15 protein-coding genes are annotated in these 14,846 nt (G+C 58.4%); 13 read left to right on the top strand and 2 right to left on the bottom strand.

Translation table 11 applies throughout. The annotated features are described in order from the left end of the window. The first annotated feature begins 201 nt into the window (after positions 1-201). The 4 genes from ACA059_RS15595 (at position 202) to ACA059_RS15580 (ending at position 3,670) form a co-directional block, all read left to right on the top strand. Entirely contained in the window at positions 202-1,302 is a 1,101-nt protein-coding gene (locus ACA059_RS15595) for an AI-2E family transporter (protein WP_497629973.1), read from the top strand. 66 nt (positions 1,303-1,368) lie between these two features. After that, positions 1,369-1,908 (top strand): hypothetical protein, encoded by a 540-nt coding sequence (locus ACA059_RS15590; protein WP_497629972.1) that lies wholly within the window; start codon positions 1,369-1,371, stop codon positions 1,906-1,908. A gap of 12 nt (positions 1,909-1,920) precedes the next feature. Further along, positions 1,921-2,385, top strand: a complete 465-nt coding sequence (locus ACA059_RS15585) for a MaoC family dehydratase (RefSeq protein ID WP_462000845.1) — start codon at positions 1,921-1,923, stop codon at positions 2,383-2,385. 100 nt (positions 2,386-2,485) lie between these two features. Beyond that, positions 2,486-3,670, top strand: a complete 1,185-nt coding sequence (locus ACA059_RS15580) for a patatin-like phospholipase family protein (protein WP_497629971.1) — start codon at positions 2,486-2,488, stop codon at positions 3,668-3,670. Positions 3,671-3,930: 260 nt separating this feature from the next. Here the strand turns inward: ACA059_RS15580 and ACA059_RS15575 are convergent, their stop codons facing one another. Then, a complete protein-coding gene (locus ACA059_RS15575; RefSeq protein ID WP_497629970.1) occupies positions 3,931-4,578 on the bottom strand; it encodes an MliC family protein in 648 nt (215 codons plus the stop codon). A gap of 513 nt (positions 4,579-5,091) precedes the next feature. On the opposite strand from ACA059_RS15575, the gene ltnD reads away from it, so the two are divergent. The 5 genes from ltnD to otnI all read left to right on the top strand — a co-directional run bounded on the left by ltnD (position 5,092) and on the right by otnI (position 10,406). Continuing rightward, a complete protein-coding gene (gene ltnD, locus ACA059_RS15570) occupies positions 5,092-5,997 on the top strand; it encodes an L-threonate dehydrogenase (RefSeq protein ID WP_095132767.1) in 906 nt (301 codons plus the stop codon). A 27-nt stretch (positions 5,998-6,024) separates the two neighbouring features. Continuing rightward, complete coding sequence (otnK, locus tag ACA059_RS15565; RefSeq protein WP_497629969.1) at positions 6,025-7,317, top strand: 3-oxo-tetronate kinase; 1,293 nt, start codon at positions 6,025-6,027, stop codon at positions 7,315-7,317. After that, complete coding sequence (gene otnC / locus ACA059_RS15560; protein ID WP_497629968.1) at positions 7,314-7,952, top strand: 3-oxo-tetronate 4-phosphate decarboxylase; 639 nt, start codon at positions 7,314-7,316, stop codon at positions 7,950-7,952. The genes otnK and otnC overlap by 4 nt, the downstream gene beginning before the upstream one ends. 189 nt (positions 7,953-8,141) lie before the next feature. After that, entirely contained in the window at positions 8,142-9,602 is a 1,461-nt protein-coding gene (locus ACA059_RS15555) for a GntT/GntP/DsdX family permease (protein WP_497629967.1), read from the top strand. Positions 9,603-9,623: 21 nt separating this feature from the next. Next, a complete protein-coding gene (gene otnI / locus ACA059_RS15550) occupies positions 9,624-10,406 on the top strand; it encodes a 2-oxo-tetronate isomerase (RefSeq protein WP_497629966.1) in 783 nt (260 codons plus the stop codon). A 51-nt stretch (positions 10,407-10,457) separates the two neighbouring features. Here the strand turns inward: otnI and ACA059_RS15545 are convergent, their stop codons facing one another. Beyond that, positions 10,458-11,279, bottom strand: a complete 822-nt coding sequence (locus ACA059_RS15545; protein ID WP_497629965.1) for a DeoR/GlpR family DNA-binding transcription regulator — start codon at positions 11,277-11,279, stop codon at positions 10,458-10,460. Between the two features lie 133 nt (positions 11,280-11,412). Between ACA059_RS15545 and ACA059_RS15540 the strand changes: the two genes are divergently transcribed. The 4 genes from ACA059_RS15540 (at position 11,413) to ACA059_RS15525 (ending at position 14,789) form a co-directional block, all read left to right on the top strand. Next, complete coding sequence (locus tag ACA059_RS15540; RefSeq protein WP_497629964.1) at positions 11,413-12,285, top strand: CHAD domain-containing protein; 873 nt, start codon at positions 11,413-11,415, stop codon at positions 12,283-12,285. Between the two features lie 191 nt (positions 12,286-12,476). Beyond that, positions 12,477-13,412: a Ppx/GppA phosphatase family protein gene (locus ACA059_RS15535; RefSeq protein ID WP_497629963.1), complete on the top strand. Its 936-nt coding sequence runs from the start codon at positions 12,477-12,479 to the stop codon at positions 13,410-13,412. A gap of 126 nt (positions 13,413-13,538) precedes the next feature. Continuing rightward, complete coding sequence (locus ACA059_RS15530) at positions 13,539-14,312, top strand: ParA family protein (RefSeq protein WP_497629962.1); 774 nt, start codon at positions 13,539-13,541, stop codon at positions 14,310-14,312. 63 nt (positions 14,313-14,375) lie between these two features. Then, entirely contained in the window at positions 14,376-14,789 is a 414-nt protein-coding gene (locus ACA059_RS15525) for an arsenate reductase ArsC (protein WP_497629961.1), read from the top strand. Positions 14,790-14,846: the final 57 nt, after the last annotated feature.

Raw genomic sequence — 14,846 nt, 5'->3', positions numbered from 1 at the left:
TAACTCTAAGAACAACTCGGTCAGTCCCCTCTACCCTCTGGGGAGAGGGTTAGGGTGAGGGGTGGATCCTGAGCCAGACACAAAATCCAGAATCACCCAATCAACGCTTCGCTTTCAACCCATCCACTCACTTATCCAACTGAACGTCTATGCTGGGCTAACCGATCCCATTCCTCTGCAGCGATCTGCAAGGAGGCAGCAATGGTGCCCACATCCAGCTCCGAGAAGGCGTTCACTCGCAGTCTGCTCGATGTTTTGATCCGTGCCGGGTTGATTGCCGTACTCGTGCTGTTCTGCTTTGAGATCTTCAGCCCGTTCCGCGACCTCATGCTGTGGTCGCTGATCCTGGCGATCACACTTTATCCATTGCAAGAGCGGCTCAAGGGGTCGCTGGGTCAGAAAGACGGCCACATTGCGACGCTGATTGTGCTGATTGCTATCGTTGTGCTCATGGTGCCGATCTATCTGTTGGTCACCTCGATTGCCGATTCGGTCGAGCACGCCATGACCACCGTCAAGGACGGCAGCTTCCATATTCCGCCACCCGCTGACTCAGTCGCTGACTGGCCGTTAGTGGGCAAGCGTCTCTCTGCTTTATGGCTGCAGGCCTCAACCGATCTTCCCGACCTGGCAGCGAAGTACCTGCCAGAGATAAAACATTTCAGCATGAGTTTCCTGGGCAAACTGGCTGGCGTCGGCATGGGGTTCCTCACCTTTATCTTTGCATTGATCATCGCCGGCATTTTCATGGCCTATGGCGAGAGCGGCAGGCGCAGTGCGGTACAGATCGCTTCACGCGTCAGCGATCCGGGCAAGGGGCCGAAAATCGCCGAACTGTGCACCGCAACGATCCGTGCGGTCGCGCTGGGGGTGGTCGGCATCGCTTTCATCCAGATGCTGCTGGTGGGCATCGGATTCGTGCTCATGGGCGTCCCCGGTGCCGGGCTGCTTGCCTTGGCGGTATTGTTGCTCGGCATCATGCAATTGCCGGCGACGCTGATTACGCTGCCCGTGATTGCTTTTGTGTTCGCCACCGAAGGGGCCAGCACGGCGACCATCATCTTCGCCATTTATGTGTTCGTTGCCGGCCTGGTGGATAACGTACTCAAGCCCTTGCTGCTGGGGCGCGGTGTCGATGTGCCGATGCCGGTGGTGCTGATCGGTGCACTGGGTGGCATGGTCACCAGCGGCATCCTCGGTCTGTTCATCGGCCCGGTGGTGCTTGCGGTCGGCTATCAGTTGTTCTGGCAATGGGTGGAGGATCAGCCGCAGAACAGACCGGACGTCCCGCGGACGTTATGACTGCCCGGGCTTGCGCTAGCATGAAAGGTGTTCAGGCCATTCGCCCTGACGAGCAGGGCTGCCGCCATGACTGCACAGAAACATCAACTGCTGGACCAGGTGCTGATCGCCCATGGTGGTCTGGAACGCTGGAACCACTTCAGTAAAGTTCGCGCCACGCTCGTGACCGGCGGCTCGCTGTGGGGCATGAAAGGGCTGACGCAGGACAGCGCTCCCCGTCAGATGACCGTTTGGCTGCATGAACAGCGAGCTTCGGTGTTGCCATTCGGTGGGCCTGATCAACGGACGGCCTACACGCCGGACCGCATCGCCATCGAAACCACCGAGGGCAAGGTGATTGCCGAGCGATCAGCGCCCCGGGAATCCTTTCGCAGTCACCGGGAAACAACCCCTTGGGATCCATTGCACCGGGCGTACTTCAACGGTTACGCGCTCTGGTCCTACCTGACCATGCCTTTCCTGTTCACCTCGCCGGGTGTCCTGACCGAGGAAGTCGAGCCCTGGCAAGAGGGAAAACGGCGAGCCTATCGGCGCGGCGCGGACGGGCAACCGGACAAGGATGCCTTGTTGGTGGCTATCGACCTCAGCGACATCAGCTACGCCTAGAGGGGTTGAATCATGACCATCCATTCCTGGGAAAAACTCTACCTCGATGACCTGAGCCTGGGTCAGCAGTTCGAAAGCGACAGCCTACGTGTCCATCGAGCGTCAATGCTGGCCTTTGCCCAGGAGTTCGACCCGCAACCATTTCACCTCGACCCTGAACTCGCCGAGCTGAGCCTGTTCCGTGGTCTGGCGGCCAGTGGCTGGAACACCGCAGCCCTGACCATGAAGCTGCTGGTGGAAAGCGTGCCATTGGCAGACGGGATCATTGGCTTGGGTATCGAGTTGAGCTGGCCGACGCCGACCTACCCGGACGATCTGTTGCGTCTGCAATGCACCGTGCAGGCTATCGAGCCGTCCAGCTCCAAGCCGGACCGGGGCGTGGTGACCTTGTTCATGGAAACACTCAATCAGAATGACAAGGTCGTGCAGCGAGCCACCGGCAAACTGCTGGTCTTCAGAAGACCGGCGCCTGATTGAGAAAGTAGTCATGGGTGTGTGGAGCGTGCGTGATCGGCAAGGCGTCTTGCCGTTGCATTGAGCGCGTTCTTTGTCGATTGCAGGGGTCGGAGGAGGCGTTTTGAAAACATTCCTGCTCAGGCCTAGCGCCTCAACGCTGAACATGTTGCGTCAAGCGTGCCTGCAACGCCGAGATGCGGTGCCGCCAACGTTAACGGAAAAAGCGCTCATCCCTGGCATTCCAGATGCCCGCTACTGGCTGGATCAAGATCTGACGCCGTTCATTCGGGATGTGAGTCAGGCCAACCTTCGAGAAGCCGAGGCGCTCACCAGCGCAGGGCTGCCCAACGACACCCTGCCGCTGGCAAGCATGCTGGCCGTTTCGGGGGGCGGTGATGCAGGCACATTCGCGGGGGGCATCATTGCGGGATGGACCCTGCATGGGACTCGACCTGTGTTCAAAGTCGTCACCGGCATTAGCGCTGGCGCCCTGGTCGCCCCGTTCGCCTACCTGGGGCCCCAGTACGACGGTGTCATTCTGGGTATCTGCAATGCAGTCGGTCCAAAAGACATTTTCCATCCGCGCAACATGCTGACCCGTCTTGCCAGCGATGGTATGGCGCATAGCAAGCCACTGTCGCGGCTGATTGCACAGCACATCACTGCCGAGGTCCTTGCGGCGATCGCGTCGGAATACGCCAAAGGACGACTGCTGATGATCGGTACCACCGACCTTGATTCAGGACGCCCGGTCACCTGGAACATGGGCGCTATTGCCTCCAGCCAGGCACCGGGCGCGCTCGACCTGTTTCGCAACATCATGATCGCGTCGATGAGTATTCCCGGCGCCGTCTCACCCGTCATGATCGACGTGGAGGTTGACGGTCAACAGTTTCAGGAAATGCACGTGGACGGAGGCGTCCTGACTCAGGTGTTCCTTTACCCACCCGGCACCGTGATGGCGCTGAACCGCGTGACCGGGGCGCGTTTGCGTGATGAGCGGCATTTCTATGTCATTCGCAACGGCAAACTGGAGCTGCAGTGGTCTGGAACCAAGCGCCGCACCTTGAGCATCGGCGGACGCGCCATCAGCGCATTGATCCAGACTCAGGGGATCAGCGATCTGGATCGAATTTACCGAATTGCACAGCAGGATGGCGCGGACTTCAATCTGGCGTACATCGGCTCCGATTTTCACGTTTCTCGCCTTCAAAAATTCGATGGCGAGTACATGAAGCGCTTATTCGAATACGCCTTTGAACTCAGTGCGAAAGGCTATCCGTGGCATAAATCGCCGAGTACGTGAGAGAGGGCCGGCGCTCTGCCTAATGCCAGTCAGTTAAGCCGTAACGCGATCTGTAGCAGCCGAGCCTGCGAGGCTGTGGCGAGGGGATTTATCCCCGTTAGGCTGCGAAGCGGCCCCTTTTTTTCCAGTCACACCGCGTCCAATGGATTACGACTGCTTCGCAGCCGAACGGGGATAAATCCCCTCGCCACGCTACAAAAGTGTCGCGGCTGAAATATCGGAATAGCGGCGCTTGATTTTCCGGACTTGCCCCAGAGAAATCAGCTGACCGGCTCGGCCGTACAACTCATTGCCCCTGAGCCTGGCTTCTGGAAAATGACCCCGTTGCCGTCTTGCCAGAAGCGGTAGTTCCCCTGGGAATCCTTGCCAATGTATTGGGTTCCCGAATCACTCGGCACCTGGCTCAGGGTGATCGAGGTGTTCGCCCATTTCAGGTACACGACACCCGGCTGCGTATTAAAGAAGGTGGCGGCAATCAGTGCGTTAAACCCAGTACAACGAAAAGCCAGGGGGCCTTCAGTAAGCCTGTCTGGATCCTTGGTTCTCACAATGGCCGAGCCTTGGCGTAGCTGGTGCGCGCGCTCGGCATAACTTCGGATCGTGCACGCCTTGGGCTCAGGCGTGGACGCACACTGATTACGGGAGTCGATCCAGAACTGCTGGTCGATCAAGATCTTGTCTGGCCGCGGTACTGAACGTTCATCTGTGAGCGCCAGGCGATAAAGACGCGTCAATTCGATATCCATCTGTGCCAGCTGCGAATCGCGACAGATAAGCTTTTCGACGGATGCCCTTGCCGTGGCGCAGTCGAAGCTGGTCTTGAACGACGCAGCATTTGCGCAGGTGCTCGTCGCCGCGCAAACGCTGGCAGCGAGCAGACAGGTGAAAAGGGTCGTGACCGTTTTCATGTTGGCTTCACCCAGATCATTACGTGATCCCCGGATTGCCATGGAACCTATCGATCTGTTGAACATTGATTCGTTCGCATTGGGTGTATCGCAGTGTAAGTCAGTGCTCAAAACTTGCCACACCGTCGGGCGCAGAAACGCATGCCTTGTAGCAGCTGTCGAAGCCTGCGCTCGGCTCTGTAGCAGCTGTCGAGCTTGCGAGGCTGCGTCCGGCTGCGCAGCAGTCGTGAAATCAGGCAATGCGGTGTATCAGGAAAACCGCACGCTCAGGGTTTACGACTGCTGCGCAGCCGGACGCAGCCGGACGCAGCCTCGCAAGCTCGACAGCTGCTACAGATCACGTATGGGATTACCGAGGATCCGCAGGGCATGTTAAAAAATGTTATAAATAAAAAATACTTCACATAATCTGATCATTGGTAGATGATCTTCCTCGGCCGGTATGACAACCTGAGAACACCTCTATTTACAACGCGACCACCGTCTAGTCGCTGCTTTCCTCTGGAGTACCCCATGAATAACAAGAATGTCGGTGTTGTCGGTCTGGGCGCGATGGGCCTGGGCATTGCTCGCTCGTTGTTGCGCAGCGGTTTCAATGTGCATGCCTGTGATGTGCGGGCTGCGGTGACTGAACAGTTTGCCGGGGAGGGCGGTGTGGCTTGCTCTTCGCCGTCGCACATGGCCGCTGAGTGCGACGTGATAGTGACCGTGGTGGTCAACGCCGAGCAGACCGAAACCGTACTGTTTGGTGAGGGTGGTGCCGTGGCCGCACTGCGGCCGGGCAGTCTGGTGATCGGCTGCGCCACTGTAGCCCCGACTTACGCGGTGGATCTGGGCCAGCGCCTGGCCGCGTTGGGCCTGCTGTATCTGGATGCACCGATTTCAGGCGGTGCCGCCAAGGCCGCCGCTGGCGAGATGACCATGATGACTTCGGGGCCGGCCGACGCCTATACCAAGGCTGAGTCAATCCTGGCGGGCATGGCCGGCAAGGTTTATCGCCTGGGTGACGTTCATGGCCTGGGGTCGAAGGTCAAGATCATCAACCAACTCCTCGCCGGGGTGCATATTGCCGCCTCTGCTGAAGCCATGGCGCTGGGCCTGCGTGAAGGGGTCGATGCCGATGCGCTCTATGAGGTGATCACCCATAGCGCCGGTAATTCCTGGATGTTCGAAAACCGCGTACCGCACATTCTCAAGGCTGACTACACGCCGTTGTCCGCGGTGGATATTTTCGTCAAGGACCTGGGCCTGGTGCTGGATACCGCCCGGGCCAGCAAATTCCCACTGCCGCTGTCGGCCACCGCTCACCAGATGTTCATGCAAGCGTCCAGTGCCGGTTTCGGTCGTGAAGACGACTCGGCGGTGATCAAGATTTTCCCGGGCATCGAATTGCCGACTGCCAAGCCCCAGTCCGTTTGAAGCCCGAGCCCGTTTGAGGAACACCCCATGACTACCTCCACCGCACGCCCGCTGCTGGGCTGCATCGCCGACGATTTCACCGGTGCCACGGACCTTGCCAACATGCTGGTGCGCGGCGGAATGCGTACCGTGCAAAGCATCGGTATCCCGAGCGCAGACGTAGCCGCCGGGCTTGATGCCGATGCGATCGTCATTGCCCTGAAGTCGCGCACCATTCCTGTCGCCGACGCGGTCGAACAGTCCCTCGCCGCACTGGCCTGGCTGCGCGAACAAGGCTGCGAGCAGATCTTCTTCAAATACTGCTCGACGTTCGACTCCACCGCGGCCGGCAACATCGGCCAGGTCAGCGAAGCGCTGCTGGCCGCACTGGGTAGCGACTTCACCCTGGCCTGTCCGGCGTTCCCAGAAAATGGCCGGACAATCTTTCGCGGCCACTTGTTTGTGCAGGATCAACTGCTCAGCGAGTCGGGCATGCAGCATCACCCGCTGACGCCGATGACTGATGCCAACCTGGTTCGGGTGCTGCAATCGCAGACCCGTCTGAATGTCGGCCTGTTGCGCTACGACACCATTGCCCGCGGCACTGAGTCGGTGCGTGCGCGGATCGCAGAGCTGAGGGCTGAAGGTGTCGGCATGGCCATCGCTGATGCCTTGTCGGACAGCGATCTGTACACCCTCGGTGCCGCCTGTGCCGATCTGCCGTTGTTGACGGGTGGTTCGGGGCTGGCCCTGGGTTTACCGGAAAATTTCCGTCGCGCCGGCAAGCTGCGCGACCTCGATGCCTCGAAACTCCCCGCGGTATTCGGCGGGGAAGTGGTGTTGGCCGGCAGTGCTTCGATCGCCACCAATGGACAAGTGGCGGCCTGGCTCGAAGCCGGGCGGCCCGCCTTGCGGATTGATCCGTTGGCCTTGGCTGCGGGTGAACCGGTGGTGGCGCAAGCCTTGACCTTCGCCCGTGATAACGAACAAACCGTATTGATCTACGCCACCAGCTCACCGGATGAGGTCAAGTCGGTGCAACAGCAACTGGGTGTCGAGCAGGCTGGCAGTCTGGTGGAAAACGCCTTTGGCGAAATTGCCCAAGGTCTGCGCCAGAGCGGTGTGCGCCGCTTCGTGATTGCCGGCGGAGAAACGTCGGGCGCTGTGGTTCAGGCGTTGGGCGTACAGCTGCTGCAGATCGGCGCGCAGATTGATCCGGGTGTGCCGGCGACCGTCAGCAGTACTGACGAACCGTTGGCGCTGGCACTCAAATCGGGCAACTTCGGTAGTCGTGACTTCTTCAGCAAAGCCTTGAACCAACTCGCGGGAGGTGCGCAATGAGTAACGAAAGCGCCCTGCGTGAAGAAATCTGCGAGGTTGGCCATAGCCTTTACCAACGCGGTTACACCGTCGGCAGCGCCGGCAATATCAGCGCGCGCCTGGACGACGGTTGGTTGATCACGCCGACCGATGTCTGCCTCGGGCGCCTCGATCCGGCGACCATCGCCAAGGTCAACCTGGCGGGCGAATGGGTGTCCGGTGACAAGCCTTCAAAGACCTTGGCGCTGCACCGCCAAGTCTACGACCGCAACCCGAGTGTCGGCGGCGTGGTGCATACCCATTCCACCCATCTGGTGGCGTTGACGTTGGCCGGTGTCTGGCAGGCGGACAACATCCTGCCGCCGCTGACGCCGTATCAGGTCATGAAAGTCGGGCATATCCCGTTGATTGGCTACCAGAGACCCGGTTCGCCGAAGGTTGCCGAGCAAGTCGCGCAGCTGGCTAATAGCGTTCGCGGCGTGATGCTCGAACGGCTTGGCCCGGTGGTCTGGGAAAGTTCGGTATCCAGGGCCAGTTACGCCTTGGAGGAGCTTGAGGAAACTGCGCGGCTCTGGCTGATGAGCCACCCCAAACCGGAGCCTCTCGACCAGGCGGCTTTGGACGAGTTGCGAGAGACCTTCGGCGCAACCTGGTAAAGCGTTGGCTTAACACGACAAATCGATACAGCAGGCCCTGTACATGAGACGCGCAGCGACTCTCGACGGACCCGGCTTGCCTGAAAAAACAATAACAACAGGAAATCCAAGCATGACTCACCTTCACTGCGGCATTTTCAGATTCAGTGGCAGAACCGTTTCGTTTACCCGGCGTGGAGGGGTTCTGAAATGAGCCCGTTAATCCTGATGATTACCGCAGGCGTGGGCATCGCGCTGTTGTTGTTCCTGGTGCTCAAGTACAAGTTTCAGCCCTTCGTAGCGTTGATGCTGGTGAGCATTCTGGTGGCGCTGGTGGCCGGGGTGAAACCGGCCGATCTGGTGGCGACCATCGAAGGCGGCATGGGCAAGACCCTGGGTCATATCGCGATCATCATTGCCCTGGGCGCGATGATCGGGCGGATCATCGAACTCTCCGGCGGTGCCGAGGCGCTGGCCAAGACCCTGATTACTCGTTTCGGCAACCGGCGTACACCGCTGGCGCTGACGATTGCCGGGTTCATGGTCGGGGTGCCGGTGTTCTTCGAGGTCGGCGTGATCATCCTGATGCCGCTGGCTTATGGTATTGCACGCAGTGCGCGTAAGCCGTTGTTGGTCTTCGCACTGCCGATGTGCGCGGCCTTGTTGACCGTACATGCCTTTCTACCGCCACACCCGGGCGCCGTGGCCGCTGCCAGTCAATTGGGCGCGGACCTGGGTCGGGTGCTTATGTTCGGTCTGCCGATCACTGCGTTCCTTTGCTATGTCGGCTACCGCGTGGCCGGGCGCATGACCCGTCGGGTGTACCCGATGACCGACGATATTCGTGCCGAGGTCTATGGCCCGCATGTCACCAACGAAGATCTGGCCGCCTGGTCCAATGGCAACGACAAGAGCACTGAGCGAGCGGCTGTGGCCGTGTCGCACATGGGCCTGGAAGAGTCCACCAGCAGCATCGTTTCCAAGTTGCCGCCGGCTCCGCCACCGGGTTTTGGTTTGATCGTCAGCCTGATCCTGCTCCCCATCATTCTGATTCTGCTGGGGACGCTGTCCACCTCGTTGCTGCCTGCCGAATCGACCCTGCGCGGCATCATGACCGTGCTCGGCGCGCCGTTGGTGGCGCTGCTGATCGACACGTTGCTGTGTGCCTGGTTGCTGGGTTCGCGTCGGGGCTGGAGCCGTACTCAGGTGTCTGATGTGATCGGCTCGGCCTTGCCCGGTGTGGCCATGGTGATCCTGATTGCCGGTGCCGGCGGGGTGTTTGGCAAGGTGCTGGTGGATACCGGAATCGGCGCCGTGGTCTCCGATATGCTGCGCACTACCGGTCTGCCGGTGCTGGCGCTGGGCTTTCTGCTGACCATGCTGTTGCGCGCGGTGCAGGGCTCGACGACAGTGGCGCTGGTGACCACTGCCGGCATCATCAGTCCGCTGATTGCGACCCTCGATCTCACTGCGAATCACATGGCGCTGCTGTGCCTGGCCATGGGTGGTGGCGGGTTGGCCATGTCCCATATCAATGACGCCGGTTACTGGATCTTCACCAAGTTGTCCGGACTGAACGTGGCCGACGGCTTGCGCACCTGGACGGTATTGACCACGCTGCTCGGCACCTTGGGTTTCTGTATTACCCTGCTGATCTGGCCCTTTGTCTGACTCTTAATTTCAGGAGCTACCATGCCTCGTTTTGCTGCCAACCTCAGCATGCTCTACCCGGAACATGCGTTTCTGGATCGCTTCGCCGCCGCGGCTGCCGATGGTTTCGAAGCGGTGGAGTATCTGTTCCCCTACGACTACAGCGCTGAAGAACTCAAGCAACGCTTGAGCGACAACGGCCTGGTGCAGGCACTGTTCAACGCGCCGCCCGGTGATTGGGCGGCGGGCGAGCGGGGCACGGTGTCGTTGCCGGGCCGTGAGAGTGAATTTCGTAGCGGTTTTGATCGCGCCCTGGAATACGCCAGCGTGTTGGGCAATTCGCGTATCCATGTGATGGCTGGGCTGTTGCCGTCGGAAAGCGATCGCCCACGGCATCACGGCGTGTACCTGGAGAACCTCGCCTATTCCTCCGCCCGGGCGGCCAAGGTCGGTATCACGGTGCTGCTGGAACCGATCAATACACGAGACATGCCGGGCTTTTTCCTCAACCGCCAGGACCAGGCCCAGGCTATCTGCAAGGAAGTGGGCGCCCGTAACCTGAAGGTTCAGTTCGACTGTTATCACTGCCAAATCGTTGAAGGCGACCTAGCCACCAAACTGCGTCGGGACTTCGATGGAATCGGCCATATCCAGATCGCTGGCGTGCCGGACCGGCATGAACCGGACCTGGGAGAAGTCAACTATCCCTATCTGTTCGAGTTGATCGACCAGTTGGGTTATGACGGCTGGGTAGGGTGCGAATATCGGCCGCGTGGCAACACGTCTGCCGGCTTGCAATGGTTGCGGGACTGGAAGGCGCGCTAAGCGCAACAGAGAAGGGGCGGCGGGCTCTGCTGGAGGCAAGAGCCCGTTGTTTCAGGCCGGGGTATTGTCAGACGGCAGCAACAGTTCGACTCCCTGTTTGCGAATGCCATCAGCCGCGGCCGGGGTCAATGCATCGTCGCTGAGGATAATGTCGAACTGCTCGAGCCCGGTAATCTTGTACATGCTGAATGTGCCGTATTTCGAACTGCTGGCCACCAGCACCACTTGCGAGGCCGATTGCATCGCGGCTTGTTTCACCTCCACCTTCAGCGCCGAAGGCGTGGTGAGGCCGCGACGCAAATCCCATGAGCTGGTCGATATGAACGCGATGTCGGTGACGACCTGGCGCAGGGTGGCAACCGCCAGGCCGCCCACGCACGATTGATTGGAGTGATCCAGCTGCCCGCCGGTATGAATCACCGTGACATGGGGGGCTTCGATCAGCGCCTGGACAATGCCGAAGTCATTGGTCACCACGGTCATGCCGGACAGCGCCTTGATGTAAGGGACGATTTCCAGCGTGCTGGTTCCCGCATCCAGGTAGATCGTCATATCGGCATGCAGTAGCCGGGCGGCGAGCTTGGCCATGGATTGCTTCTGTGGCAACTCGACCACCGCCTTGAGCTGATGGCTGGGCTCACTATGGAGCTGGCTGGCGATCCGCACCCCACCCGTTACCGAGTAAGCACGACCTTCCTGCTCCAGCAGCGCGATATCGCGACGTATGGTCATGTGCGAACAGTCGAACATTTCCATCAACTGATGAACGCTCAGCACCTGATGCTTGCGCAACTGTCGCAGCATCAATTCACGGCGCTGTTCAGGAATCATCGGTGCGCCGCTTTCGGCGGCGATGTCCTTTTGATTAGGCATTCGGGCTCCAGATTAAGGAAAGCTGACGGTCAAACATAGTAGCGAATCTGTGGCGGGATCAGTAGCGCGGCGATGTGACGGAGCCTGGGGACAATGACCGGCCGCGGTTAGCTCTCAAGGAGAGTCAATATTGATGATCGATGCTTCTGCTAAGCTCGTGTCAATTCCGTTTCAACGAGATGACCGAATGGCATTCGTCGACAAGTTCGTGGCTGAGATACTGGCCCTTCAGGTTGCTCTGTATCACGCCCGTGCTCGGCTGGAGGCACGGACTGATAGCGAAGCGTTGCACGATCTCAGGATCGCCGTGAGGCGTATCAGGAGTTTGCTCCGACCGATGCGCTCCATGACCGAGGTGGCAACTCTGAACATCGCGGCAGCTGAAGTGGGAAGGCTGACTACACCCGCTCGGGATCTGGAGGTGATGATTCAGGAACTGGAGGGCAGGGGTTTTCCTGCCCAGGTTCAGCTCAGAAAAGCGCGCTTGACGTCTAACTACTCCAGGATTCTAAAAAGCCCAGTCCTCAAGAACTTGTTCATTCAATTGGATGAATGGCCTTCCATCTTTCGATCAGTGGAAGTCAATGGCGGGCTAAAACACATACAGCCTCAAATCGAAAAAGCACTGAAAAAGCAGATTGATCGACTGCATGCTGCCGTGGATGACACTGAATTTGATCGGCACGAGCTGAGAATCCTGGTCAAGCGCACGCGCTACCTCACGGAAGCTTTTCCCAAGCTTTCACCTCTCTCGCGTAAAGCGGCGAGTTCTCTCAAGGCACTGCAATCGGCTTTGGGTTCATGGCATGACCATTATCAGTGGTGCCAAAAGGCGCTGAACGAATCCGACCTGCGCCCGCTGGAAAAGATATGGCAGAGCTGCGCAGCGACCGCTCTCGAAAAAGCCGAGACCCAATTGGTAGGGTTGGCAAAACTGCTGCCAAAATCATCAGGCAAAAAAAAGCCGCCTAAAGTGGCAGCACAAGAACGAGCACGCGTTGTATAGCCTGAGTATTGCTGTCGAAGGTTACAGCGCGATGACATATTTTTTGCGTCCTTTGAAGATCACATCCTCAAGCCCCGCGATCCTGGTGTCTGCTTATTCGTAAAGGTTAAGGGTGTCATCTTAGCGTCATCGACCCCATGGCAAGATCCTCGCAAACCGCCTAGTGCGCTCAGCTTGCAAGGAATCCCCCCATGAAAGGAGACGCCTCTCTATTTGCAGCCATTGACCTTGGTTCTAATGCGTTTCGCATGATGATCGGCCAGTCAGTCAGACAGCGTCAGGGGTTTGTGATCCAGGAAGTGAAAACCTTGCGTGAACCTGTCCGTTTGGCGGAAGGGTCTCAAGGCGGGGCACTGGACGAGTTGGCGTTGGATCGGGGATGGCAAGCGCTCGCACGATTTGGTAAAAAGTTACGCGGTTTTGAGGCCGGACGTGTGCGGGCGGTAGCGACCAGTGCAGTGCGCGAAGCCGACAATGCTCAACTGTTTTTGGCCAGCGCGGAGCGGCACCTGGGTTTCCGGATTGACGTCATCTCTGGGCATGAAGAGGCCCGACTGGTGTACGCCGGTGTTGCTCATACGGTGCCGGGTACACAGAGCAGGCGACTGGTCGTGGATATCGGTGGCGGCTCCACTGAACTGATTCTGGGGCAGGGCGCTCAGCCCTTGTTGACCGAAAGTATTGCGATTGGCAGCGGCACCTTCGGCGCGCGTTACTTTCAGGGCGGCTGTATTACGGCTCAGGCACTCCTGGAGGCTGAGCGAGTAGCCACATTGCACTTTGAAAAGGTGGCGCGTCGTTATCGCGCGTTGGGTTGGCAGCAGGTGATAGGTTCTTCAGGCACCGCACGGATGCTGGCCAAAGTTCTCAAGGCCAACGGGTTGAACGACTTTGGCGAAAGCGGCATCACCTACAGCGGCTTGTTGCGCTTGTCGTTGCGCCTGCTTGAAGTGGGACATGTCAAACAGCTTCGGCTGGCGGGCTTGCAAAGCCATCGCCAGAGCATCTTGCCTGGAGGTCTGGTGCTCATGCTGGCGGCATTCAAGGTGTTTGGTGTCTCGCATATGACGCCTTCCGAGCCTGGTTTGAGGTTCGGCGTTCTTCATGGTCTGATGTGTAATCACTGATCAACCCATAGCAACTTTGCGGAGCAAGGACCTTTACGTTGAATCGTTACAGCTTTTACAGTGCTTGAAGCTATAAAACTCAGGGAAAGACATGATGTCCACCTATGCTAATTTTTCGGACATTTCATGAGACGTGTGGTTTTTAATCAAAAAGGGGGCGTCGGGAAATCCAGTATCGCGTGTAACCTCGCGGCCATCAGTGCCTTTGAGGGCTATCGCACCTTGCTGATTGATCTGGATGCCCAAGCCAATGCTACTCACTATTTGACCGGACTCAGCGGCGAAGATATTCCCCTGGGGATCGCCGACTTCTTCAAACAGACACTGTTCCCAGGCCCGGCCTCAAAGAAGGCTCAAGCCAATATCCATGAAACCCGCTTCGACAACTTGCATTTGATCGCTGCCTCGTCGGAGCTGAGTGATCTGCAATCCAAGCTCGAGACACGCTACAAAATCCAGAAACTCAGCAAGCTGCTGGACAGGCTCGATGAAGACTATGAGCGGATCTATATGGATACGCCGCCCGGTCTGAATTTTTACAGCGTCTCGGCGCTGATTGCCGCTGACCGCTGTTTGATCCCTTTCGATTGCGACAGCTTTTCTCGCCAGGCGATTTACGGTGTGCTGAGAGAAATCGAGGAGATCAAAAGTGATCATAACGAGAGGCTGGAGGTTGAGGGCATCGTCGTTAACCAATTCCAGGCTCGCAACGCACTGCCGCAACGACTGCTCGACGAGCTGATTGCCGAGAACATGCCGGTGTTGTCTGCGTATCTGATGAGTTCGGTGAAGATGCGTGAGTCACACCAGGCCAGCAAGCCACTGATCTATCTGGAACCGCAACACAAGCTGACCCGGCAATTCGTGGAGCTGTTCAACTTGCTTGAAAGCCAGGCCTGAACGGGGCGGCTACCCGTCGACTAAGATTACTGGTTCAACAGACTGGGATTGGGGGAGAGAGTCATGGCTGAAAAATTTCGAGTGCTGTTCGTTTGCGCAAAAAATGACGTTCGTTCACTCATGGCAGAAGCACTGCTGCGACACACTGACTCGGTACACTTCGAACCCTGCAGCGCTGGCCTCGAGGCCAGTGAGATCGACCCACGCACCTTGGAATCTCTCGATCATATTGGTGTAGACCGCACGGGACTGCGTAGTAAAGCCATCGATGAGCTTGAGGGGCAGCCGTTCGATTATGTCATCACTCTGTGCGATAAATCGTCCGAAGAGGCCGCTCGGATGCCATCCTCGGGCGAAGTGATCGTGTGGAGTTTTGAAGACCCTACGACCAGCGAGAGACATGAACCTTTTCGTCATGCTCTCCAGGAAATTCACGACCGCATTAAAATGTTTGTCACCGTGAAGACCAGGCAGTGAAACTTTTCGAGGTGCCTGGGACTTAAATTGAGCCACGATTCGCGTGGAGAGGGCTTC

It is taken from the genome of Pseudomonas sp. LBUM1647 (genome assembly GCF_059716175.1).
Note: the sequence above shows the minus strand (reverse complement) of the source record. Positions and strands in the feature narration are given on the sequence as shown.

What these genes read in the sequence shown, in the direction of transcription:
- ACA059_RS15595 (WP_497629973.1), top strand. Translation starts at nt 202, where the DNA reads ATGGTGCCCACATCCAGCTCCGAGAAGGCGTTCACTCGCAGTCTGCTC.
- ACA059_RS15590 (WP_497629972.1), top strand. Translation starts at nt 1,369, where the DNA reads ATGACTGCACAGAAACATCAACTGCTGGACCAGGTGCTGATCGCCCAT.
- ACA059_RS15585 (WP_462000845.1), top strand. Translation starts at nt 1,921, where the DNA reads ATGACCATCCATTCCTGGGAAAAACTCTACCTCGATGACCTGAGCCTG.
- ACA059_RS15575 (WP_497629970.1), bottom strand. Translation starts at nt 4,578, where the DNA reads ATGAAAACGGTCACGACCCTTTTCACCTGTCTGCTCGCTGCCAGCGTT.
- ltnD (WP_095132767.1), top strand. Translation starts at nt 5,092, where the DNA reads ATGAATAACAAGAATGTCGGTGTTGTCGGTCTGGGCGCGATGGGCCTG.
- otnK (WP_497629969.1), top strand. Translation starts at nt 6,025, where the DNA reads ATGACTACCTCCACCGCACGCCCGCTGCTGGGCTGCATCGCCGACGAT.
- otnC (WP_497629968.1), top strand. Translation starts at nt 7,314, where the DNA reads ATGAGTAACGAAAGCGCCCTGCGTGAAGAAATCTGCGAGGTTGGCCAT.
- ACA059_RS15555 (WP_497629967.1), top strand. Translation starts at nt 8,142, where the DNA reads ATGAGCCCGTTAATCCTGATGATTACCGCAGGCGTGGGCATCGCGCTG.
- otnI (WP_497629966.1), top strand. Translation starts at nt 9,624, where the DNA reads ATGCCTCGTTTTGCTGCCAACCTCAGCATGCTCTACCCGGAACATGCG.
- ACA059_RS15545 (WP_497629965.1), bottom strand. Translation starts at nt 11,279, where the DNA reads ATGCCTAATCAAAAGGACATCGCCGCCGAAAGCGGCGCACCGATGATT.
- ACA059_RS15540 (WP_497629964.1), top strand. Translation starts at nt 11,413, where the DNA reads ATGATCGATGCTTCTGCTAAGCTCGTGTCAATTCCGTTTCAACGAGAT.
- ACA059_RS15535 (WP_497629963.1), top strand. Translation starts at nt 12,477, where the DNA reads ATGAAAGGAGACGCCTCTCTATTTGCAGCCATTGACCTTGGTTCTAAT.
- ACA059_RS15530 (WP_497629962.1), top strand. Translation starts at nt 13,539, where the DNA reads ATGAGACGTGTGGTTTTTAATCAAAAAGGGGGCGTCGGGAAATCCAGT.
- ACA059_RS15525 (WP_497629961.1), top strand. Translation starts at nt 14,376, where the DNA reads ATGGCTGAAAAATTTCGAGTGCTGTTCGTTTGCGCAAAAAATGACGTT.